Raw genomic sequence first — 20,715 nt, forward strand, 5'->3', positions numbered from 1 at the left:
TGAAGGAAACCGGTGCCGCGGCGGTGAAGCTGGAAGGCGGGGAGGCGATGGCCGAGACGATCGCATTCCTGTCGGCGCGCGGCGTTCCGGTGATGGCCCATGTCGGGCTGACCCCGCAGGCGGTGAACCAGCTGGGCGGCTATGGCGCGCGCGGGCGCAGCGAGGCGGAGGCCGATCGGATCCTGAAGGATGCCCGCGCCGTCGCCGATGCGGGCTGCTTCGCGATGGTCGTCGAAGGGGTGATCGAGCCGATCGCCGAGGCGATCACCCGGGCCGTGGCCTGCCCGACGATCGGCATCGGCGCATCGGCGCATTGCGACGGGCAGGTGCTGGTCGCCGAGGACATGCTGGGGCTGTTCGAGCGGACGCCGCGCTTCGTGAAGCGGTATGGCGACATGGCCGGCTTCATCTCTGCATCGGCCGAGCGCTACGCCGCAGAGGTGCGCGCCCGCGCCTTTCCGGGACCGGAGCAGGTGTACGCGCCCAAGGCCTGAGTCGGCCTTTCGTTTATGCCGCCGCGCCGCTAAGGGCTCACGCTTTCCACCCGGAGTTCGCCTTGGCCCTGCCGCCTGCCACCGACAAAGCCTTCATGCGCGAGGTCGACGAGGAACTGCGTCGCGATCAGGTCGCTGCCGCCGCCAAGCGTTGGGGTCTGATCGTGATCGCCGCGGTGGTCGCGGCGCTGCTCGCGTTCGGCGGATGGCTCTATTGGCAGAACCGGCAGGCAGCCCAGGCCGGCGTGGAAGGCGAACAGCTTGCCGCCGCCTATGATCAGCTGCAGGCGAACCAGATCAAGCAGGCCGAGCCGACGCTGAACACGCTCGCCGCGTCCGATCGCGATGGGTACCGGGCACTCGCGAAACTCGCGCAGGCGGATCTGTTGCTGGGCAAGAACGACCTCAAGGGAGCGGCGACCAAGTTCGCGGCCATCGCTGCCGATGCCTCGCTGGGCCAGCCGTTTCGCGACCTCGCCACCATTCGGCGCACCGCCATCGAGTTCGACACGCTGCCGCCCGCGCAGGTCGTTGAGCGGCTGCGTCCGCTCGCCGTTGCCGGTAACCCGTGGTTCGGGAGCGCCGGGGAGATGACCGCGATCGCCTATCTGCGCCAGAACCGCCGCGACCTTGCCGGCAAGCTGTTCGGGCAGGTTGCCAAGGCCGAGGAAGTACCTGAGTCCATCCGTCAGCGCGCAGTCCAAATGGCCGGACTATTGGGCGTCGACGCCGCACCTTCCGCAGGAACGCCCGTATCATGATCTCCAGTTTTCGTTCGCCGCTGCTGGTCGCGGCGCTCATCGCGCTCGCCGGCTGCGGCATCTTCAAGGGTGGGACCAAGAAGACGCCGACCGTCGGCAACCGCACGGCGATCCTGGTCGCCGAAAATGCCATTGAGGCGGACCGGACGATTGCCGACGTCCCCGTGCTGCTGCCTGCGGCGACCGCGAACGACAGCTGGTCGCAGCCGGGCGGCAATGCGGCCAAGTCGCTGGGTCAGCTCGCGCTTGCCGATGCACCGGTGCGTGCGTGGACCGCGTCGATCAACGGTGGTTCGGACAGGCAGCGGCTGGCCGCACCGCCAGTAGTCGCGGACGGCAAGCTGTTCGTGACCGATGTCGATGCGCGGGTGCATGCGATCACCGCAGCAACCGGCGCGCGGCTGTGGAGCGCGTCTGTGTCCAAGGGCGACGACAACCGCGACGCGCGGTTCGGCGGCGGCGTCAGCTATGACAATGGTCAGGTCTTCGCGACCAACGGCCTCGGCGACGTGGTCGCACTGCAGGCGGCTGATGGCGCGGAGGTGTGGCGCGCGAAGCCGGGCGGACCGCTCCGGGGTTCGCCGACGATCGCCAACGGTGTCGTGTACGTCCTGACGCAGGACGATCAGATGTTCGCGCTCAACCAGCAGACGGGCGCGGTCAACTGGGCGGCGCAGGGCACGGCGGAGACGCAGGGCGTGTTCGGCGTAGCGGCGCCGGCGGCGGCGGCGGGTTCGGTCGTGGCCGGGTTCTCCAGCGGGGAACTCAACGCGTACCGGTACGAGAACGGCCGCCAGCTGTGGCAGGACGCCTTGTCGCGGACGTCGATCACCACCTCGGTCTCCTCGATCGCGGACATCGACGCGGCGCCGGTGATCGACAATGGGCGGGTGTATGCGGTGGGGCAGGGCGGGCGAATGGTCGCGCTGGAGCTCGCCACGGGGCGCCGATTGTGGGAGCAGAACCTCGCCGGGATCTCGACACCATGGCTGGCGGGCGAGTGGCTGTTCGTCGTCACCGACGACGCACGGCTGATCTGCCTGGCGACCGCCAGCGGCAAGGCGCGCTGGATCGCGCAGCTGCCACGCTTTCGTAATGCCAAGGGGCGCAAGGGGCTGATCACCTGGTTCGGGCCGGTGCTGGCGGGTAACCGGCTGGTGATGACGAACAGCCGCGGCGAAGTGGTGTTCGCCAACGCGACGGATGGCACAATCGCGCGCACGGTGGAGAGCGGTGAGGCGTTCACGCTGCCGCCCGTCGTGGCGAACTCGACGCTGTATACGCTGGATCAGAAGGGGCGCGTGACCGCCTGGCGGTAAGCAAGGGTGACCTTCCGCGCCCGTTAGGCTACGGCCCGCAGATGCCCCTTCCCATCGTCGCGATCGTCGGCCGTCCCAATGTCGGCAAGTCGACGCTGTTCAACCGCCTGGTCGGCAAGAAGCTTGCCCTGGTCGACGATCGACCCGGCGTGACGCGCGATCGGCGCGAGGGCGACGCGCATCTCGTCGGGCTCGATTTCCGCGTCATCGATACCGCCGGCTACGAAGATCACGACGCACAGACATTGCCCGGTCGAATGCGGTTGCAGACGGAGGCGGCGATCGCGCAGGCCGACGTGGCATTGTTCCTGGTCGATGCGCGTGCGGGCGTGGTGCCGATGGACGAGGAGATCGCGCGTTGGCTGCGATCCTCCACGACGCCCGTCATCCTCGCCGCCAACAAGGCGGAGGGCCGCGCGGGCGAGCAGGGTATCCTGGAAGCGCTGGCACTAGGCTTCGGCGATGCGGTGCCGCTGTCGGCCGAGCATGGGGAGGGCATCGTCGACCTGTTCGAGGCGCTGCAGCCGCACCTCGAACGTGACGAAGTCGAGGAAGAACCGGAAGATCGCGATTTCGAAGGCCCGCTGAAGCTGGCGATCGTCGGGCGACCAAATGCGGGCAAGTCGACGCTGATCAACCGCATGCTGGGCGAGGATCGGCTGATCACCGGCCCCGAAGCCGGGATCACACGCGACTCGATCGCGGTCGACTGGACGTGGCACGCGCCGGACGGGCACGTGCGCGCCGTCCGCCTGATCGACACGGCCGGCATGCGCAAGCGCGCGAAAGTGCAGGACAAGCTGGAGAAGCTGTCGGTCGCGGACGCGATGCACGCGGTCGATTTCGCCGAGGTGGTGGTGTTGCTGCTCGACGCCACGTTGGGGCTGGAGGCTCAGGACCTGCGCATCGCCGACCGGGTGCTGGAAGAAGGCCGCGCGCTGATCATCGCTCTCAACAAGTGGGACGTGGCGGAAAACGCCTCGTCGCTGTTCAATGGCGTCAAGAAGGCGCTGGAGGACGGCCTGAGCCAAGTGAAAGGCGTCACCGTCGTCACCGTATCGGGCGCGACCGGCAAGGGCGTCGATCAGCTGATCGGCGCTGCGTTCCAGGCGCGCGAGGCGTGGTCCAAGCGCGTCGGCACGGGCGAGCTCAATCGCTGGTTCGAACGCGCGGTCGACGCCAATCCGCCGCCTGCGCCCGGCGGCAAGCGGATCAAGATGCGCTACGTCACGCAGGTCAAGACGCGGCCTCCGTCGTTCGTGATCTTCGGCACGCGCGTCGACCAGCTGCCGGCGAGCTATGAGCGTTACCTGGTCAATTCGATGCGCCGCGACCTTGGCTTCGATGGGGTGCCCGTACGCCTGTCGCTACGCGCGCCGAAAAATCCTTTCGACCGCTAAGTGCCGGCGGAAAGGATGTGTTTACGCTGTCTGCGGTAGAGACGGCGGGTAGCGCAACGCGTGCGAGCGGTGCCCGAGGAGGTTGGCCTGTGAGTTTCGAAGGCAGTACGCTGGTGGACTGGGCTGTGTTCGGGCAGGCCCGCAACGAGCTCGGTGCGGGCTTTGTACGGATCCTGGGCTATTTTCGCGAGGACGGCGTCAAGTCGGTCGCGGCGATAGAAGCCGCGATGCGCAATCTGAGTGCGGCGGCGATGGTAATCCCGGCGCATACGCTGAAGGGCGAGGCGCGGCAGTTCGGCGCCGAGCCGCTGGGCACGCTCGCCGAGCAGATCGAGACGATCGCGCGCGATTGCGTGGAGATGCAGGACACGCCCGAACAGGTGATCGAGCACATCGTCAAGCTGCGCCCGCTGTTCGAACAGACGCTGAGCCTGCTCGAGCGCGAGGCCAACCCGCTGGTCGCAAGGAAGCCGCAGGGCGGTGGTTTCGGTCGCAGGGTCGCGAGTATGTGACTCCAGCCCTCTCCCGCGTGCGGGAGAGGATAGTGGTTATCCCTTCAAATACGGCGCGGCGCCGGAAGGCGGCTTGTCCTGCTCCGACACCGAGTTCAGCTGGATGTAGTTGTGGATGCCCATCCGCGCGATCATCTCGAACTGCCGTTCCAGCGTGTCGACATGTTCCTCCTCGCTCGCGAGGATGCGCGCGAACAGCTCGCGGCTGATATAGTCCTTGGCCTGCTCGCAATAGGCGATCGCGCCCTTGAGCTGCCCGACCGCCTCCAGCTCCATGTCGAGGTCGGACTTGAGCACCTCTTCCACGGTTTCGCCGATGCGCAGGCGCCCAAGCAGCTGGAAATTGGGTAGACCATCGAGAAACAGGATGCGCTCCGACAGCCAGTCGGCATGCTTCATCTCGTCGATGGATTCCATGCGCTCGTACTGCGCAAGCTTGTACACGCCCCAATGGTCGAGCAGACGGTAGTGCAGCCAATATTGATTGACCGCGGTCAGCTCGTTCTTAAGCGCCTCGTTCAGCAGTTCGATGACCCGCGGGTCGCCCTTGATCGCCATGTCGTGGTAGCTCCTGTGCGTCCGTTCTAGGACCGCCACAAACGCGCGGGCAAGCGCGAACGACTCGCGCGAGTCACTCTCACATTGTCAGGCGGCGGCGCGTTCCTCGCTGATGATCGCGCGCGCGACGACGGTGCACTGTCCGCACTTGGGCTGACAGCCGAGCGCCGAATAGGCCTGGCAGGGGGTAGCGCATTGACGCGCCACGCCGCGGATCTGGTGCTCGCGAATGGCATTGCAAATGCAGACAACCATAGGACCTCCGAAGGCGACGAAGGTTGCTGTACCGCTAATGAGAATTGTTCGCAAGCCTGTTGCGCATCGTTCGCACCAATCAGGCGAGCGCCGCGTCGACGCCCATAAGGCCGGGGAAGAAGCGTTCATGCGTATCGCGCAGCGCGGCGAGCGCCACCGCGTAGTCGGCATGCGTTCGCTCGAAGATCAGCCGCGTGCCGCCGGTCCGGCCGAGCGGCTGTGCCTCCACATCGGCGGCATGAGCGGCGTGGAGGAACGCCATCAATGCGTGATCAGCGACCGTGACGACGTACACACCCTGATCCTCGCCGAAGAACGCGCGCGCGCAGCCGAACGGCTGGGGCTTGTTGATCATTGCACCGACGTTGCCGGCCAGTGCCATCTCGGCAATCGCCACCGCGAGACCGCCATCGGAGACATCGTGACAGGCGGTGATCGCCCCGGCGGTGATGTGCCTGCGCACGAACTCGCCGGCGCGGCGTTCGGCGGCGAGGTCGACCGGCGGGGGCGGGCCCTCCTCGCGGCCATGCACCTCGCGCAGCCAAAGTGACTGGCCGAGGTGGCCGGTGCGGGTGCCTAGCACCAGGATGATGTCGCCGGATTGCTTGAACGCCAGCGTCGCGCTCTTGCGCCAGTCGGCGAGCAGCCCGACGCCACCGATCGCGGGGGTGGGGAGAATCGCCGAGCCGCCGCCCGTGGCCTTGCTCTCGTTGTAAAGGCTGACATTGCCGCTCACGATCGGGAAATCGAGTTGGCGGCAGGCATCGGCCATGCCCTCGATACAGCCGACGAACTGGCCCATGATCTCCGGCCGCTGCGGGTTGCCGAAGTTCATGCAGTCGGTCGCGGCGAGCGGCGTCGCGCCCACCGCGCAGAGATTACGCCATGCCTCCGCGATCGCCTGTCGCCCGCCTTCGACCGGATCGGCGAAACAATAGCGCGGCGTGCAATCGGTGGTGATCGCCAGCGCCTTGTCGGTGCCGTGGACGCGCACCACCGCCGCGTCGCCGCCGGGGCGCTGGACGGTATCGGCACCGACCGACGTATCGTACTGCTCCCAGATCCAGCGGCGGCTGGCGAGATCGGGCGAGCCCATCAGCTTGAGCAGGTCGGCGGCAATGTCCGTTTCGTCGGGCAAGCCAGTCAATGGGGGCTGCGGCGGAGTGGGTACCCAAGGGCGGTCATAGCTGGGAGCCTCGTCCGCCAGCGGGCCCAGCGGCAGGTCGCACACCGTCTCGCCGAGGTGCTTCAGGACCATGCGCCCGGTGTCCGTCACGCGGCCGATGACGGCGAAGTCCAGTTCCCACTTGCGGAAGATCGCCTCCGCCTCCGGCTCGCGGCCCGGCTTGAGCACCATCAGCATGCGTTCCTGCGACTCGGACAGCATCATCTCGTACGCGGTCATGCCCGTCTCGCGCTGCGGCACATCGTCCATGATCAGCTCGATGCCGACGCCGCCCTTCGACGCCATCTCAACGGACGAGGAGGTGAGTCCGGCCGCGCCCATGTCCTGGATCGCGACGATCGCGTCGGACGCCATCAGCTCCAGGCACGCCTCGATCAGCAGCTTCTCGGTGAACGGATCGCCGACCTGCACGGTGGGTCGCTTGGCGTCGGCGTCATCCGCGAAATCCGCCGAGGCCATCGTCGCGCCGTGGATGCCGTCGCGTCCGGTCTTCGACCCGACATAGACGATCGGATTGCCGACGCCGGACGCGGCCGAATAGAAGATCTTGTCCTGATCCGCGATGCCGACCGTCATCGCGTTGACCAGGATGTTGCCGTCATAGGCAGGGTGGAAGTTCACCTCGCCACCCACGGTCGGCACGCCGACGCAGTTGCCGTATCCGCCGATGCCGTGGACGACCCCGGCGATGAGGTGGCGCATGCGAGGATGATCGGGCCGGCCGAAGCGGAGCGCATTCATGTTCGCGATCGGCCGCGCGCCCATCGTGAACACGTCGCGCAGGATGCCGCCGACGCCCGTTGCCGCACCCTGATACGGCTCGATGTAGGAGGGGTGGTTGTGCGACTCCATCTTGAAGATCGCTGCCTGGCCGTCGCCGATGTCGACCACGCCCGCATTCTCGCCGGGGCCGCAGATCACCTGAGGGCCGGTAGTCGGCAGTTTCTTGAGGTGGATGCGTGAGGATTTGTACGAGCAATGCTCGGACCACATCACCGAAAAGATGCCGAGCTCGACCAGATTGGGTTCGCGCCCGAGCGCGTGGAGGACGCGATCATATTCCTCGGGCGACAGGCCGTGCTCGGCGACGAGCGCCGGCGTAATCTGGGGCGTGATCTGGCTCATGGCCGCGCGATAGCGGCGCGCGAACCGACTTGCCACCCGCGGTGTGAAGGTGCACTATGCGTGTAACACACTGGGGAGAGACACCATGACCAAGTCCGCAAAGCTGCTGCTCGCCGCAACTGCGACGGCACTCGCCACACCGCTCGCTGCGCAGGAGACGGTGCCGCTGATCGAGCGCGCGAAGCTGTTCGGCAATCCGACGCGCACCGCCGGGCGCCTTTCGCCGGACGGCAAGTGGCTGAGCTATATCCAGCCGCGCGACGGGGTGATGAACCTGTGGGTCGCGCCGGCCTCCGCGCCCGATCAGGCGCGGCCGCTGACCGCCGAGAAGGTGCGTCCGATCCGCAACGCCTTTTGGTCGCCCGACTCCAAGCAATTGCTGTTCATCAACGACAAGGGCGGCGACGAGAACTTCCTGCTCTATGGGGTCGATGTCGCCACCGGCGCACAGCGGTCGCTAACGCCGTTCGAGAAGACGCGCGTCCAGCTGATCGGCGGCAGTCAGAAGATCAAGGACAAGCTGCTGGTCGGCGTCAACAACCGCGATCCGCGCTGGCACGATGTTCACCTCCTCGATCTTGCCACCGGCAAGCTGACGCTGGTGTTCAAGAACGACGGCTATTCGGGCTTCGTCGCCGACGATGATCTGCGGCTGCGGCTGGTGTCGAGGCCGCGGCCCGACGCCGGCAGCGATTGGTTCCGGGTAACGAACAGTGTGCCGGAGGCGACGCCCGTGGTCAGCTTCGGCCTAGACGACTCGCAGACGACCGCGCCGTTGGGGTTCACCACCGACGGCCGGACGCTGTACTGGACCGACGCGCGCGGCCGTGACCGGGCGGCGCTGTTCGCGCAGGACGTCGCGACGGGCAAGATGACCGTCGTCGGCGAGAGCCCCCGCGCCGACGTCTCGGGCGGGCTGTTCCACCCCCGCACTGGCGCGCTGGAGGCCTACACCGACTATTATCTCCGCAACGAGTATGTGCCGGTCGGCAACGCGGTTCGCGCCGACCTCGCGTTTCTGAAAGCGCAGAACAAAGGCGACTTTTCAGTGACCTCGCGCACCGACGCGGACGACAAGTGGCTGGTCGCCTTCGATCCGGTCACCGCGCCGGCCGCGACCTATCTGTACGAGCGCTCCGCGAAGAAGCTGAGTCAGCTGTACGTCAGCCGCCCGGAGTTGGCCGGAGCGCCGCTGGTCGGCATGTTCCCGCATGAGATCAAGTCGCGCGACGGGCTGACGCTCGTCTCGTATCTGACGCTGCCCAGGATCGCCGATGCGGACGGCAATGGCAAGCCGAACGCGGCGGTGCCGCTGGTGCTGCTGGTGCATGGCGGGCCGTGGGGTCGCGACGGCTTCGGCTACAACAGCGCGCACCAGTGGCTCGCCAATCGTGGCTATGCAGTGCTGTCCGTCAACTTCCGCGCCTCCACCGGCTTCGGCAAGAGCTTCACCAGCGCAGGCGATGGCCAGTGGGGCCGCAAGATGCACGACGACCTGCTCGACGCGGTCGACTGGGCGGTGAAGAGCGGCGTCACGACCAGGGACAAGGTCGCGATCATGGGCGGATCATACGGCGGGTACGCGACGCTGGCCGGGCTGACGATGACGCCGGACACGTTCGCGTGCGGCGTCGACATCGTCGGGCCGTCGAACCTGCACACGCTGCTGAAGACCATCCCACCCTATTGGGAGGCGGTGAAGCTGCAATTTTACAAGCGGATGGGCGATCCGACCACCGAGGCCGGGCGCGCGATGCTGACCGAGCGGTCGCCGCTAACCTATGTCGACAAGATCAAGCGCCCGCTGCTGATCGGGCAGGGCGCCAACGATCCGCGCGTCAACGTCGCCGAATCGGATCAGATCGTCGCGGCGATGAAGGCGAAGAATATTCCCGTCACCTACATCGTCTTTCCCGACGAGGGGCATGGCTTTGCCCGGCCCGCGAACAACATCGCGTTCATGGCGGCGGCCGAGAACTTCCTGCAGCCCTGTCTAGGTGGTCGCGCGGAGCCCGTGGCCGATGCCATCGCCGCGTCGTCGGCGCAGGTTAAGGAGGGGGCGAATTTCGTCAGTGGCTTGGCGCCAGCAGGGCAATAAGGACCTACTGCCGACCACGCCTCAGTCAGCATCTGAGGCGTGGTCGCTCAGGCGTAAGGCGGCTGATGCCAGCCCTTGGGGCTGAGCGTGAAGATCTCGCAGCCCGTCTCGGTGATGCCGATCGAGTGCTCAAACTGCGCCGACAGCGAACGATCGCGCGTCACCGCGGTCCAACCGTCGGGGAGCAGCTTCACCTCCGGACGGCCGATGTTGATCATCGGCTCGATCGTGAAGATCATGCCGGGCTTGAGCTCTGGCCCGGTGCCCGGCTTGCCGACATGCACCACCTCGGGCGCGTCATGGAACAGTCGGCCCAGGCCATGACCGCAGAAATCCCGCACGACGCCATAGCGGTGGCGCTCGGCGTGACGCTGGATCGCGCTGGCGACATCGCCCATGTGGTTGCCGGGCCGCGCCTGCTCGATGCCCAGCATCAGGCATTCGTACGTGACCTCGACCAGCCGTCGCGCCTTCAGCTGCACGTCGCCAATCAGGTACATGCGGCTGGAATCACCATGCCAGCCGTCGAGGAGCGGCGTGACGTCGACGTTGACGATATCGCCCACCTTCAGCGTCTTGTCCGACGGAATGCCGTGGCACACGACATGGTTGATCGAGACGCAGGTCGAGTGGGTATAGCCGCGGTAGCCTAAGGTCGCCGGCACACCGCCGGCCGCGGTGATATAGTCGTAGATCAGCTGGTCTATCGTGGCGGTGGTGGTGCCCGGCACCATGTGCGGGACGAGCATGTCCAGCGTCTCCGCGGCCAGCTTCCCGGCCTTGTGCATGCCGGCGAACGCCTCGCGGCCGTACAGCTTGATCGCGCCGGTGCGCGACATCGGCAGGTCGCTGGTGACGGTGGTATAGTCAGTCATCGCGCGCCGATATAGCGTGGCGGCGTGCGCTTTGCGAGGCTAGGGTCCGACAATGGACAGCTTGGCTCCTGATGAACGTATCTGGACCGCCGCATTGGTGGTGATCGGCGATGAGATCCTGTCCGGCCGAACCCAGGACAAGAACGTCGCGCAGATCGCCGCCTGGCTGAACGTGCAGGGCATCCGGCTGTCCGAGGTGCGCGTGGTGGGCGACCGGACCGAGGCGATTGTCGAGGCGGTCAACGCGCTGCGCGCGCGCAACGACTATCTGTTCACGACCGGCGGCATCGGCCCCACGCATGACGACATCACCGTGGACGCAATCGCGGAAGCGTTGGGTGTCGGCGTCCAACACCACCCGGATGCGATGGCGGTGCTGGAGCGCTATTACGCGACGCGCGGCGGCTTGACGGAGGTCCGCGCGCGGATGGCGCGAGTGCCGGCGGGCGCTTCGCTGATTGTCAACAACGTGTCGGGCGCGCCGGGTATCCGATGGGGCAACATCTTCATCATGGCGGGCGTGCCGCACATCACCGCCGGCATGCTGGACGCGCTGACCGGCAAGCTGGAAGGTGGACGGCCGGTCGTGTCACGCTCGGTCGGCTGTTGGGTTGCCGAAAGCGAGGTCGCCGATCTGCTGCGCGATGCGGAAAAGGCGCATGAGGGCGTCGCGATCGGCAGCTATCCCTTTTTTCGCGAGGGGCGGGTGGGAGCCAATTTCGTCGTCCGCAGCGCCGACGAGACGCTGGTGGAACGATGCGTGGCGCACCTGACGCAGGCACTGCAGGCGATCGGTCGCGATGTCGTCGCCGATGGTATCTGAGGCCGCGCCGCCGCCGGTGTCCGCCGGCAACGTGACTGGGGGACAGTTCCGCTATTTCGACTACGTCATGGCGGCATTCGTCGCGATCCTGCTGCTGTCCAACGTGCTCGGCGCGGGCAAACGGGCGGTGGTCGACCTGCCGTTCCTCGGCCCGTGGCCGTTCGGCGCCGGCATCCTGTTCTTCCCGATCGCCTATGTGCTCGGCGACGTGCTGACCGAGGTGTACGGCTACGCGCGGGCACGGCGGTGCATCTGGGCGGGATTCGCCGCGCTGCTGTTCATGGCAGGGATGAGCTGGGTTGTGGTGGCGCTGCCGCCCGATTCGGGGTGGACGGGACAAGCGGCCTACGAGGCGGTGTTCGGGCAGGTGCCGCGCATCGTTTTCGCCTCCATCGTCGCATTCTGGGCGGGCGAGTTCGTCAACGCCTATGTGCTCGCGCGGATGAAGATCTGGACGCAGGGCCGCGCATTGTGGAGCCGGCTGATCGGGTCGACAGTGGTCGGGCAGGGGGTAGACAGCCTCATCTTCTATCCGCTCGCATTTCTGGGCGCGCCGGGCTGGACCACCGAACAGGTGGGCTGGGTGCTGCTGACGCAATGGGCGCTGAAGGTCGGCTGGGAGGTGCTGCTGACCCCGGCGACCTATCTGATCGTCGGCTGGCTGAAGCGCCGGGAGGGCGTGGACGTGTACGACGACGCGACCGATTTCACGCCGTTCCGGGCGCGGGTGTGACGAGAGTCAGATTGCCAGCATTAAGCAATCGTCTCCACCAGCCCTTCGAACAGCCGCCGCCCGTCGTCGCCGCCGTGCGACGCGTCGATCTTGCGCTCCGGGTGCGGCATCATGCCGAGCACGTTGCCGGCATCGTTGAGCAGGCCCGCGATGGCGCGGGCGGAGCCGTTGACCGGCTCGGCGTAGCGGAGCGCGACGCGGCCTTCGCCCTCCAGCCGATCGAGCGTGTCGGGATCGGCGACGTAATTGCCGTCATGGTGAGCGACGGGTAGGCGGAGCGTCTCGCCGGTCCGGTAGCCGCTAGTGAAGGCGTTCGCCCTATTCTCTACGGTCAGCGCCACGTCGCGGCAGACGAAATTCAGCCCCTCGTTGCGCATCAGCGCGCCGGGCAGCAGTCCCGCCTCGGTCAACACCTGAAAGCCGTTGCAGACGCCCAGCACCGGCGTGCCCCTGGCCGCGGCGTCGATCACCGCGCGCATGATCGGCGAGCGCGCGGCGATCGCGCCCGAGCGGAGGTAGTCACCATAGGAAAAGCCGCCGGGCACTGCGATCAGGCCGATGCCGTCGGGCAGCGCTGTCTCGGCATGCCATACCATTGCCGGTCTGGTCCCGGTCACTGACGCCAGCGCGACAGCGAGATCGCGGTCGCAGTTCGAACCGGGGAAGACGATGACGGCGGTCTTCACGCCTTCTCGATCCGGTAGTTCTCGATCACGGTGTTCGCGAGCAGTCGGCGGCACATCGCGTCGATCGTCGCATCGTCGGTTGAGTCGTCGACGTTGAGTTCTATCATCTTGCCCGCGCGCACCTCGTTGACGCCGGGGAACCCCAGTCCGCCAAGCGCGTGCTGGATCGCGCGGCCCTGCGGGTCGAGCACGCCGGGCTTGAGCGTCACGAAGATGCGTAGTTTCATGGCAGATGCTCCCGGCCGGGCTATGGCGCCCAGCATCGTGGGGGGCAAGCTTCACCGTTCCTTTACTCGCGACGTCGAAGCTGCGGGTCCGAGTCGGGTCGGCACGAGGGGTGTCGCCCGGGGGCAAGGAGTTCGCCGCATGGCCGGACTAGCCATGGTGCTGTTCGTCGCGTTGTTCGCGTTCGGCGCGAACTATTTCGGCTGGGAAGATCCCGGCGGCAAGGTTTCGCTGTCGTTGTTCGCCAGTTTTCTGTTCGGGATCATCGCCGGGTATCGCGTCAACAAATAGCGCAGGTCCGGCCTATTTGCCTCTGCGTTTCCGGTGACTCTCCAGATCGAGCACCGCATTGTCGCCGCCCTCCGGCAACAGCCCCAGGCGCCGCGCGACCTCCTGATAGGCCTCGACCTCGCCGCCCAGATCGCGGCGGAAGCGGTCCTTGTCGAGCTTTTCGTTGGTTTCCATGTCCCACAAGCGGCAGCAATCAGGGCTGATCTCGTCGGCCAGGATGATGCGGCCGTAATCATTGTCCCAGATACGGCCGAACTCCAGCTTGAAGTCGACGAGGCGGATTCCGACCCCGGCGAACAGCCCACACATGAAATCGTTGATGCGGATGGAGAGGTCGGCGATGTCGTGCATCTCTTCCTGAGACGCCCAGCCGAACGCGGCGATATGTTCGTCGGTGATCATCGGATCGCCGAGCGCATCGTCCTTCAGCGCATATTCGATGATCGTGCGGGGCAGCTTCGTGCCCTCCTCGATCCCCAAACGCTTGGCGAGCGTGCCGGCCGCGACGTTGCGCACCATGACCTCGATCGGGACGATTTCGACCTGACGGATCAGCTGCTCGCGCATGTTGAGGCGGCGGATGAAGTGGGTCGGCACGCCGATCGTGTCGAGCAGTGTGAAGATGTGCTCGGAGATGCGGTTGTTGAGCACGCCCTTGCCGTTGATCGTCCCCTTCTTCTGGTTGTTGAACGCGGTGGCATCGTCCTTGAAATACTGGATCAGCGTGCCCGGCTCCGGCCCCTCATAGAGGATCTTGGCCTTGCCCTCGTAGATTTGGCGGCGACGAGCCATGGGCGATGTTCCCCGGAAACGAACGCCCCGGCGGCGAAGGCCGACCGGGGCTTTGAAGGCGCGGGCTATAGGTCGACGCCGTTCGTCGATCAACCGGCGGCGGGCGGCCCGGCCGTCCCCGGCTGAGCCGGTCGTGCCCGCGTCCGCCACCATCGGCGAGCGCGGAAGAATGCGAACAGCACCAGGCCTATCGCGAGCGCGGGCGGGCCGAGGATCGCAAGCAGACCGAGCAGCACCGCAAAGGTCGTCTGCGCGGAGCCGACTGCAGTGTCGAGCGCGCTGGTGATCGGCGCGGAGCTGTCAAAGCCGCGCACGGCGGGGCCGGATTCGTACAGGAAGGAGACAGGCGTCTGCGCCAGGCTTGCGCGCGCGCCAGCGGCGGCTTCGGACGCACCTTCGACACGGCGGGCGATCTCGGCGCGTTGGGCCTGCAATTCGGCGCGCTCGGTGCCAGTCCGCGCGCGCAAAATGGCCTCGTCCAGGCGACGTAGCTCGTCCGTGGCACGGGCCCGGTCGACCCCTGCTCGGTCGATCACCGCGCCCGCATCGGTGCCGGTGATCTGCGCGTCGATCAGCGTGCCCTCCGCCTGCTCGACTCCGGCGATCCCGGTCTTGCCGAAGCCGCGCGCGAGCTCCGGCAGGAGCTTGAACTCCAGCGCCGCCTCGATGTTGTTTTCGCCCAGCAATCGATAGCGCATGCCGGTGATGCGGCAGCGCGCGATCCCGAGCCGTTCGCAGGCGGCGGCATGCTGTTCCTGCACATCGTCGACGCGCGCGGCCGGTAGCCGAAAGCCGTAGCGGTAGGTGAACGCCACACCCGGCGCGGCGGTCAGATTGATGCCGGGCGCGCGCGCCACGCCTTCGCTGTCGGCGGTTGCGCGGGAAGGTGCCTCCGCCACATCGGCCGTGATCATCTGGGTCGACCCCTCGCGTTGCGGCGACCCGCAGCCGGCCATCGCCACGCAACCCACCCCAACCAGCAGCCACCGCATCGCGACCCTCCCTGTCGTAACGGCAAATCCTACTCAGGGGCTCGGGATTAGGTCAAGCCACATTCTCGCCACATTCTGCGATTGGTCAGGTGACAGCTTGGCGCGCGGTGAAGCGGGCATCGTGCCAAGGCTCTTGCGCCAGCACCTCGCCCAAGATGGTGCCCGCCCGCGCGACGTCCTCGTGACTTAGATACAGCGGCGTCAGGCCGAGGCGGAGGATGTCGGGAGCGCGGAAATCGCCGATCACCCCGCGCGCGATCAGCGCCTGCACGACGGCGTAGGCATGCGGGTGGCGGAAGCTGATGTGACTGCCGCGCTTGCCTGGCTCGCGGAGAGTGACGCACTCCAGCCCGAGTCGATCGCCGGCGGCGGCGAGGATGTCGAACAGCGCGGCGCTCTTCTCCCAGACTTTCGCCGTGTCGACTTCCGCCCAGGTGTCGAGCCCTACCTCAAGCGCAGCCATGGCGAGCATCGGCGGGGTGCCCGCGAGCCAGCGCTTGATGCCGGGCGCGGGCCGATAGGTGTCGGCGAACGCGAATGGCTCGGCATGACCCATCCAGCCGCTCACCGGGCTGGCGAGGCGGTCCTGCCACCGTCGCGCGACGTAGAGGAACGCAGGCGCGCCGGGGCCGCCGTTGAGATATTTGTACCCGCAGCCGACCGCCAGATCGACGCCAGCGTCGCTCAGGTGCAACGGCACCGCGCCGACCGAATGGCTGAGGTCCCACAGCACCAGCGCACCGGCCGCGTGTGCGGCGGCGGTGAGCGCGGCCATGTCCCAGCGCTCGGCGGTCTTGTAGTGGACGTGGGTGAGCAGCAGGACCGCGGTGTCGGGACCGAGCGCGGCCCGCACCTGTGCGCGCGGCACCGCCCGGAGCGTTGCGCCGGCGACGCAGCCCGCCGCGCCATCGGCGATGTGGAGATCGGTCGGGAAGTTGCCGAGTTCGCCGACGATCGTCCGGCGATGGGGATCGACCCGCAACGCGGCGACGAGCAGCTTGAACAGATTGGCGGACGTCGAGTCGCCGACGATCACCTCGTCCGGTTGCGCGCCGAGCAGGGGTGCGAGCTTGGCGCCGAGCCGTTGCGGCGCGTCGATCCAGCCTTCGTTCCAGCTGCGGACCAGGCGCTCGCCCCATTGCCGCTGTGTCAGGTCTGCGAGCGCGGCGGGCGTGGCGCGCGGCAACGCACCTAGCGAGTTGCCATCGAGGTAAATGACGCCTTCGGGAAGGATGAAGCGATCGCGGACCGCCGCGAGTGGATCGGTGGCGTCGAGCACGCGCGCGTCGGCGAAGGTCATCGCCGGAATGCCGCCGCAATTGCGCGCCTCGCCTCCGCCCAGGCGGCGCTTTCGGGCGCGATCAGTTCGACATGGCCCTGTCGGGGTATGACGTGGACCGACACCTGGTCGCCCGCCGCGCGCATCTTTCTGGCATAGTCGGCGGCGAACCGGGTCGGGATGATGCGGTCGCTGTCGCCGTTGATCAGCGTCTGCGGCACGCCGATCGGCGCCATCAGCGGAATGGACTTGTCGCGGAGGAACTCGCGTTGCTGCTTGCGGGTCACGCGCGCATCCTCAATCGGGAACGGCAGCAGGAGCTTGTCGATCGGCTCGTTGCCGCAGCCTTGGCGTTCGCGCAAAGCTTGCTCAAGGTCGGGCAACCCGCCCAGGCTGATCACATGCGCGATCGGGAGCGGGTTCGCCGGCTTCGTCAGCCGGCCGCGTCCGAGCCGAGGCCGCGCCGCCAGCCAGGCGGCGAGATGCCCGCCAGCCGAATGGCCGACTGCAACAACGCGCGACAGGTCCAGCCGATAGCGCGTGGCATGATCGCGCAGCAGATCGGCGGCCCGGCCGGTGTCGGTGAAGACGCCGTCGAAACGACCGCCGGGTCGATCGACGCCCCGATAGTCGATGTTCCAGACGGCATAGCCGCTGCGGCGCAGATCGTCGGCGATCCAGTACATCAGGCTGCGGTCGGCAATCGCGCTCTGCCAACACCCGCCATGCACCATCAGCACGGTGCGATGCGGACCGGGGCCGGCCGGGGTCCAGACATCAACCTTCTGGAACTCGTCGGTGCCGTATGGAATCGTCGCGTCGGGCGTGGGACGAACCCGGCTGGTCAGGTCGGGCCAGGTGAGCAGCTTCGGCGCCGTGCCGCCGGTCAGCAGGAGGAGGGCTGCGGCCAGCCGGAGGGTCAACATGGGCCGGGCGTATAGAGCCTTCGCGACTTGCACCACCCCGGCGCAGGACGGGGTCTCGTCAGGCCGGTCTTGCTGAGGGATCGACGCCATCCTCGTCGGGCGGGGGTGGCAGGACGAAGGTGAGCGGGATGCCCATCTGCAGCTGCACCAGGGCCGCTTGCCCCATCAGCGGACGCGGGACCGACAGATATTTCCGGGGGCTAAGCCCCATGAACTCGTGGAACTCATGATTGAAGTGGGATTGATCATGGTAATCGTCGCCGCGCACGTCGGCGAAGCGAAAGTCCTCCGTCACGCGCATCCGGCCCAGCGTGTCGAGGAAGCGTTGACGACGCAACAGCCGCTTGGGCCCGAAGCCGAATACCGCCTTGCAGACGCGGCCCAGCTGGCGCGGGTCCGTGCCCGCCGCCGCAGCAAACGCGCCGACATCGCACGGCAGCATGCGCAGCGCCCGGTCCACCGCGATCGCTTCGGCACTGTTGGGCGGTCGCTCGGTGAGCCGATCGAACAGCAGCCGGTCGAACAACGCGGCACTCTGTTCGTCGCTGCAGCCAGTCAAGCTGGCGAGCAGTTCGTTATCGGACGGCCCGAGCCGGTCGCCAAGGTCGACGCGCTGATTGGCGAGCGCATGGGCGGGCTGGTCGAACAGCCGCTGCCAGCCGAGCGGGGTCAGTCCGAAGCCCGCGGTGACGCCGTCCTGCGCCACGACCTTCATCGCGCGGTCGGTGGGCCCGAACAGCGCGGCCGCCAGCGGCATGGGCGCGCGGACGCGGCGCTCTTCCACCCACCATCTGCCGCCGAGTGTAAATCGGACATTGCCCCATTCCGGGTAGAGGAAATCCTCCAGCTCACCGGCGACGGTGACGAAATAATAGAAGGTGGCGAACGGTTGCAGCCGCTCGTCGGGCATCAGGATGCGGATCGACGGAGGCGCGACCTCGACGCGCGACGCTGACTGCTGCATGCGACCCCATGGCGATACGGCCCGGTTCCCCTCCGGACTCGGCTCGAACGTCGGCCCGACAGCTGTCTGAGTCAATGCGGGACGCTCGCGGCTTGCGGCGCATCGCGGGACAGTTGTCGCTTGGGGCGAACCTGCCCTATCGAGGGTGTCGATGGCCACTGATCGTTCCGACCCACCGCTACCGCAAGCCATCGACGCGCCGTTCGATAGCGCGCTGTCCGAACGTTACCTCGTCTACGCGCTGTCGACGATCACCGCACGATCGCTGCCCGATCTGCGCGATGGTTTGAAACCCGTTCACCGGCGGCTGCTCTGGGCTATGCGCCTGTTAAAGCTGGACCCGGCGTCCGGCTACAAGAAGTGCGCGCGCGTCGTCGGTGACGTGATCGGCAAATACCATCCGCACGGCGACGCGTCGGTGTATGACGCGATGGTGCGCCTCGCGCAGGATTTCGCGCTACGCTATCCGCTGGTCGACGGGCAGGGCAATTTCGGCAACATCGACGGCGATAACCCCGCCGCCTACCGCTATACCGAAGCGCGGCTGACGCAGGTCGCAATGGACCTGATGGCGGGGCTGGACGAGAATGCGGTCGACTTCCGCGCGACCTACAATAACGAGGAGGAAGAGCCTGAACTCTTCCCCGGCCTGTTTCCGAACCTGCTCGCCAATGGCGCTGCGGGCATTGCGGTCGGCATGGCGACCAGCATTCCGCCGCACAACGCAGCCGAGCTGCTCGATGCGGCGATGCTGTTGGTCGACGATCGCGATGCCACGGACGCGCAGGTGCTGGAGCATGTGAAGGGCCCGGACTTCCCCACCGGCGGGCTGGTGGTCGACTCACCTGCGGCAATTGCGGAGGCCTACGCCACCGGTCGCGGTTCGTTCCGGGTCAGGGCGCGCTGGGAGGTCGAGCGCGAGAAGGGCGGCGGCTGGCAGATCGTCGTCACGGAAATCCCGTACGGCATCCAGAAGAACAAGCTTATCGAGAACATCGCGGCTTTGATCAACGAGAAGAAGCTGCCGATCCTGGCCGATGTGCGCGACGAATCGGACGCGGTCGTGCGGCTAATCCTGGAACCGCGCAGTCGCACCGTCGATCCGCAGCTGCTGATGGACGGGCTGTTCCGGCTGACGGAGCTGGAGAACCGCTTCTCGCTCAATCTCAACGTGCTCGACGCGCAGCGCACGCCGCGCGTGCTGTCGCTGCGTGAGACGCTGGCGCAGTGGGTCGATCATCAGTTCGTGGTGCTGCGCCGCCGATCAGAGCATCGGCTGCGCAAGATCGCCGACCGGCTTGAGCTGCTCGGCGGCTATCTGATCGCCTTCCTCAACCTCGATCGCGTGATCGCGATCATCCGCACCGAGGACGAGCCCAAGGCGGTGATGATGGCCGAGTTCGGGCTGACCGATCGGCAGGCGGAAGCGATCCTCAACATGCGGCTGCGCTCGCTGCGCCGGCTGGAGGAGATGGAGCTGACGCGCGAGCGCGACGCGCTGACCAAGGAACAGGCGGACCTGGAGCTGTTGCTGAGCTCGGAGCAGCGGCAGAAATCGCGCCTGAAGCGTGACATGAAGAAGCTGCGTGAGCGCTATGGCCCGGACACACCGCTGGGCAAGCGGCGGACGACGGTCGCCGAAGCCGCACCCACCCGCGACATCCCGCTGGAAGCGATGATCGAGCGCGAGCCGATCACGGTCGTCTTGTCACAGCGCGGCTGGGTGCGTGCCTTGCGCGGCCATCTGGAGCTGGCATCGGCCGAGACGATGAAGTTCAAGGAGGGCGACGGGCCGGCGTTCGCGTTCCACGCGCAGACCACCGACAAGCTGTTGCTGGCGGCAGAGAATGGTCGGTTCTTCACGCTGGCTGCCGACAAGCTGCCCGGGGGTCGCGGCTTTGGCGAGCCGGTGCGCGCGTCGATTGATCTGGATGGCAGCGTCGCAATCGTCGCGTTGCTGAAGGCGCGGGTCGACACGAAGCTGTTGGTCGTCGCGACCGACGGCCGTGGCTTCGTGGTGCCGGTCGGCGAGGTGCTCGCGGAGACGCGCAAGGGCAAAACGGTGCTGACGCCACGCCTGGACGCGCGGCTCAAGCTGGTGCGACGCATTGGCGCGAACGACGATTACGTCGCGGCGATTGGCGACAATCGGAAGCTGCTGGTGTTCCCGCTCGGCGAGCTGCCGGAAATGGCGCGGGGGCAGGGGGCGCAGCTGCAGCGTTATCGGGACGGCGGATTGGCGGACGCGACCACCTTCGTCTTCTCGGCCGGCCTGAGCTGGCCGATGGGCGGAGATCGTGGGCGGACCCGCAGCGAGGCAGACATGGGGCCGTGGCGTGCCGCGCGCGGGGCGGCGGGACGCATGCCGCCAACCGGCTTTCCGCGTGATAACCGCTTCTACAATCTGGATTAGTTTCTTTA

At 67.1% G+C, this 20,715-nt stretch carries 21 protein-coding genes; 10 read left to right on the top strand and 11 right to left on the bottom strand.

Going from position 1 to position 20,715, the window contains the following annotated elements:
* The 5 genes from JWN21_RS07980 to JWN21_RS08000 form a co-directional block, all read left to right on the top strand.
* Positions 1 to 494: 3-methyl-2-oxobutanoate hydroxymethyltransferase (locus JWN21_RS07980; RefSeq protein WP_299648082.1), on the top strand; the 494-nt coding region annotated here is incomplete at its 5' end.
* Between the two features lie 62 nt (positions 495 to 556).
* Entirely contained in the window at positions 557 to 1,255 is a 699-nt protein-coding gene (locus JWN21_RS07985; RefSeq protein ID WP_299648085.1) for a tetratricopeptide repeat protein, read from the top strand.
* Positions 1,252 to 2,574, top strand: coding sequence for a PQQ-binding-like beta-propeller repeat protein (locus JWN21_RS07990; protein WP_299648088.1), 1,323 nt, complete (start codon positions 1,252 to 1,254; stop codon positions 2,572 to 2,574). The genes JWN21_RS07985 and JWN21_RS07990 overlap by 4 nt, the downstream gene beginning before the upstream one ends.
* 41 nt (positions 2,575 to 2,615) lie before the next feature.
* Complete coding sequence (der, locus tag JWN21_RS07995) at positions 2,616 to 3,974, top strand: ribosome biogenesis GTPase Der (RefSeq protein WP_299648091.1); 1,359 nt, start codon at positions 2,616 to 2,618, stop codon at positions 3,972 to 3,974.
* Positions 3,975 to 4,063: 89 nt separating this feature from the next.
* On the top strand, positions 4,064 to 4,486 hold the full coding sequence (locus JWN21_RS08000) for an Hpt domain-containing protein (protein WP_299648093.1): 423 nt from the start codon (positions 4,064 to 4,066) through the stop codon (positions 4,484 to 4,486).
* Positions 4,487 to 4,522: 36 nt separating this feature from the next.
* On the opposite strand, the gene bfr is transcribed toward JWN21_RS08000, so the two are convergent.
* From bfr to purL, 3 genes are all read right to left on the bottom strand, one after another.
* Positions 4,523 to 5,038: a bacterioferritin gene (gene bfr / locus JWN21_RS08005; protein ID WP_299648178.1), complete on the bottom strand. Its 516-nt coding sequence runs from the start codon at positions 5,036 to 5,038 to the stop codon at positions 4,523 to 4,525.
* A 93-nt stretch (positions 5,039 to 5,131) separates the two neighbouring features.
* A complete protein-coding gene (locus JWN21_RS08010) occupies positions 5,132 to 5,299 on the bottom strand; it encodes a (2Fe-2S)-binding protein (RefSeq protein ID WP_299648096.1) in 168 nt (55 codons plus the stop codon).
* A 79-nt stretch (positions 5,300 to 5,378) separates the two neighbouring features.
* Entirely contained in the window at positions 5,379 to 7,610 is a 2,232-nt protein-coding gene (gene purL, locus JWN21_RS08015) for a phosphoribosylformylglycinamidine synthase subunit PurL (RefSeq protein ID WP_299648099.1), read from the bottom strand.
* An 85-nt stretch (positions 7,611 to 7,695) separates the two neighbouring features.
* Between purL and JWN21_RS08020 the strand changes: the two genes are divergently transcribed.
* On the top strand, positions 7,696 to 9,708 hold the full coding sequence (locus tag JWN21_RS08020) for a S9 family peptidase (RefSeq protein WP_299648102.1): 2,013 nt from the start codon (positions 7,696 to 7,698) through the stop codon (positions 9,706 to 9,708).
* 47 nt (positions 9,709 to 9,755) lie between these two features.
* Here JWN21_RS08020 and map read toward each other — a convergent pair whose 3' ends face one another.
* Positions 9,756 to 10,583 (bottom strand): type I methionyl aminopeptidase, encoded by an 828-nt coding sequence (map, locus tag JWN21_RS08025; RefSeq protein WP_299648104.1) that lies wholly within the window; start codon positions 10,581 to 10,583, stop codon positions 9,756 to 9,758.
* Between the two features lie 52 nt (positions 10,584 to 10,635).
* On the opposite strand from map, the gene JWN21_RS08030 reads away from it, so the two are divergent.
* Together JWN21_RS08030 and JWN21_RS08035 are read left to right on the top strand one after the other, a co-directional pair.
* Positions 10,636 to 11,406, top strand: a complete 771-nt coding sequence (locus JWN21_RS08030; protein WP_299648107.1) for a molybdopterin-binding protein — start codon at positions 10,636 to 10,638, stop codon at positions 11,404 to 11,406.
* Positions 11,396 to 12,139: a queuosine precursor transporter gene (locus tag JWN21_RS08035; protein WP_299648110.1), complete on the top strand. Its 744-nt coding sequence runs from the start codon at positions 11,396 to 11,398 to the stop codon at positions 12,137 to 12,139. Before JWN21_RS08030 ends, JWN21_RS08035 begins: the two co-directional genes overlap by 11 nt.
* A 20-nt stretch (positions 12,140 to 12,159) precedes the next feature.
* Here JWN21_RS08035 and purQ read toward each other — a convergent pair whose 3' ends face one another.
* The gene (gene purQ / locus JWN21_RS08040) at positions 12,160 to 12,825 is read right to left on the bottom strand and encodes a phosphoribosylformylglycinamidine synthase subunit PurQ (protein ID WP_299648113.1); all 666 of its coding nucleotides are present in this window, start codon (positions 12,823 to 12,825) and stop codon (positions 12,160 to 12,162) included.
* Positions 12,822 to 13,052 carry a phosphoribosylformylglycinamidine synthase subunit PurS gene (purS, locus tag JWN21_RS08045; protein WP_299648116.1) on the bottom strand — a complete coding sequence of 77 codons (231 nt, stop codon included), beginning with the start codon at positions 13,050 to 13,052 and terminating at the stop codon, positions 12,822 to 12,824. The genes purQ and purS overlap by 4 nt, the downstream gene beginning before the upstream one ends.
* A gap of 139 nt (positions 13,053 to 13,191) precedes the next feature.
* Between purS and JWN21_RS08050 the strand changes: the two genes are divergently transcribed.
* Positions 13,192 to 13,341: a hypothetical protein gene (locus tag JWN21_RS08050; RefSeq protein ID WP_299648119.1), complete on the top strand. Its 150-nt coding sequence runs from the start codon at positions 13,192 to 13,194 to the stop codon at positions 13,339 to 13,341.
* 12 nt (positions 13,342 to 13,353) lie between these two features.
* Here JWN21_RS08050 and purC read toward each other — a convergent pair whose 3' ends face one another.
* From purC to JWN21_RS08075, 5 genes are all read right to left on the bottom strand, one after another.
* Positions 13,354 to 14,133, bottom strand: a complete 780-nt coding sequence (purC, locus tag JWN21_RS08055) for a phosphoribosylaminoimidazolesuccinocarboxamide synthase (protein ID WP_299648122.1) — start codon at positions 14,131 to 14,133, stop codon at positions 13,354 to 13,356.
* Between the two features lie 89 nt (positions 14,134 to 14,222).
* Positions 14,223 to 15,125 (bottom strand): hypothetical protein, encoded by a 903-nt coding sequence (locus JWN21_RS08060; protein WP_299648124.1) that lies wholly within the window; start codon positions 15,123 to 15,125, stop codon positions 14,223 to 14,225.
* 85 nt (positions 15,126 to 15,210) lie between these two features.
* On the bottom strand, positions 15,211 to 16,425 hold the full coding sequence (gene kynU / locus JWN21_RS08065) for a kynureninase (protein WP_299648127.1): 1,215 nt from the start codon (positions 16,423 to 16,425) through the stop codon (positions 15,211 to 15,213).
* Entirely contained in the window at positions 16,422 to 17,330 is a 909-nt protein-coding gene (locus JWN21_RS08070; protein WP_299648130.1) for an alpha/beta hydrolase, read from the bottom strand. Before JWN21_RS08070 ends, kynU begins: the two co-directional genes overlap by 4 nt.
* A 58-nt stretch (positions 17,331 to 17,388) precedes the next feature.
* On the bottom strand, positions 17,389 to 18,294 hold the full coding sequence (locus JWN21_RS08075) for a helix-turn-helix domain-containing protein (protein ID WP_299648133.1): 906 nt from the start codon (positions 18,292 to 18,294) through the stop codon (positions 17,389 to 17,391).
* A 151-nt stretch (positions 18,295 to 18,445) separates the two neighbouring features.
* On the opposite strand from JWN21_RS08075, the gene parC reads away from it, so the two are divergent.
* Positions 18,446 to 20,707: a DNA topoisomerase IV subunit A gene (gene parC, locus JWN21_RS08080; RefSeq protein WP_299648135.1), complete on the top strand. Its 2,262-nt coding sequence runs from the start codon at positions 18,446 to 18,448 to the stop codon at positions 20,705 to 20,707.
* Positions 20,708 to 20,715 lie beyond the last annotated feature (8 nt).

It is taken from the genome of Sphingomonas bacterium, from assembly GCF_028292945.1.
Classification (GTDB): Bacteria; Pseudomonadota; Alphaproteobacteria; order Sphingomonadales; family Sphingomonadaceae; genus Sphingomonas.

Bases quoted from the DNA above. Each gene is read 5' to 3' on its own strand.
- JWN21_RS08035 (WP_299648110.1), top strand. From the start codon at position 11,396: ATGGTATCTGAGGCCGCGCCGCCGCCGGTGTCCGCCGGCAACGTGACT.
- JWN21_RS08070 (WP_299648130.1), bottom strand. From the start codon at position 17,330: ATGTTGACCCTCCGGCTGGCCGCAGCCCTCCTCCTGCTGACCGGCGGC.
- parC (WP_299648135.1), top strand. From the start codon at position 18,446: ATGGCCACTGATCGTTCCGACCCACCGCTACCGCAAGCCATCGACGCG.
- map (WP_299648104.1), bottom strand. From the start codon at position 10,583: ATGACTGACTATACCACCGTCACCAGCGACCTGCCGATGTCGCGCACC.
- JWN21_RS07990 (WP_299648088.1), top strand. From the start codon at position 1,252: ATGATCTCCAGTTTTCGTTCGCCGCTGCTGGTCGCGGCGCTCATCGCG.
- purL (WP_299648099.1), bottom strand. From the start codon at position 7,610: ATGAGCCAGATCACGCCCCAGATTACGCCGGCGCTCGTCGCCGAGCAC.
- JWN21_RS08020 (WP_299648102.1), top strand. From the start codon at position 7,696: ATGACCAAGTCCGCAAAGCTGCTGCTCGCCGCAACTGCGACGGCACTC.
- der (WP_299648091.1), top strand. From the start codon at position 2,616: ATGCCCCTTCCCATCGTCGCGATCGTCGGCCGTCCCAATGTCGGCAAG.
- JWN21_RS08010 (WP_299648096.1), bottom strand. From the start codon at position 5,299: ATGGTTGTCTGCATTTGCAATGCCATTCGCGAGCACCAGATCCGCGGC.
- kynU (WP_299648127.1), bottom strand. From the start codon at position 16,425: ATGACCTTCGCCGACGCGCGCGTGCTCGACGCCACCGATCCACTCGCG.
- JWN21_RS08050 (WP_299648119.1), top strand. From the start codon at position 13,192: ATGGCCGGACTAGCCATGGTGCTGTTCGTCGCGTTGTTCGCGTTCGGC.
- purC (WP_299648122.1), bottom strand. From the start codon at position 14,133: ATGGCTCGTCGCCGCCAAATCTACGAGGGCAAGGCCAAGATCCTCTAT.
- JWN21_RS08075 (WP_299648133.1), bottom strand. From the start codon at position 18,294: ATGCAGCAGTCAGCGTCGCGCGTCGAGGTCGCGCCTCCGTCGATCCGC.
- purS (WP_299648116.1), bottom strand. From the start codon at position 13,052: ATGAAACTACGCATCTTCGTGACGCTCAAGCCCGGCGTGCTCGACCCG.
- JWN21_RS08030 (WP_299648107.1), top strand. From the start codon at position 10,636: ATGGACAGCTTGGCTCCTGATGAACGTATCTGGACCGCCGCATTGGTG.
- JWN21_RS08060 (WP_299648124.1), bottom strand. From the start codon at position 15,125: ATGCGGTGGCTGCTGGTTGGGGTGGGTTGCGTGGCGATGGCCGGCTGC.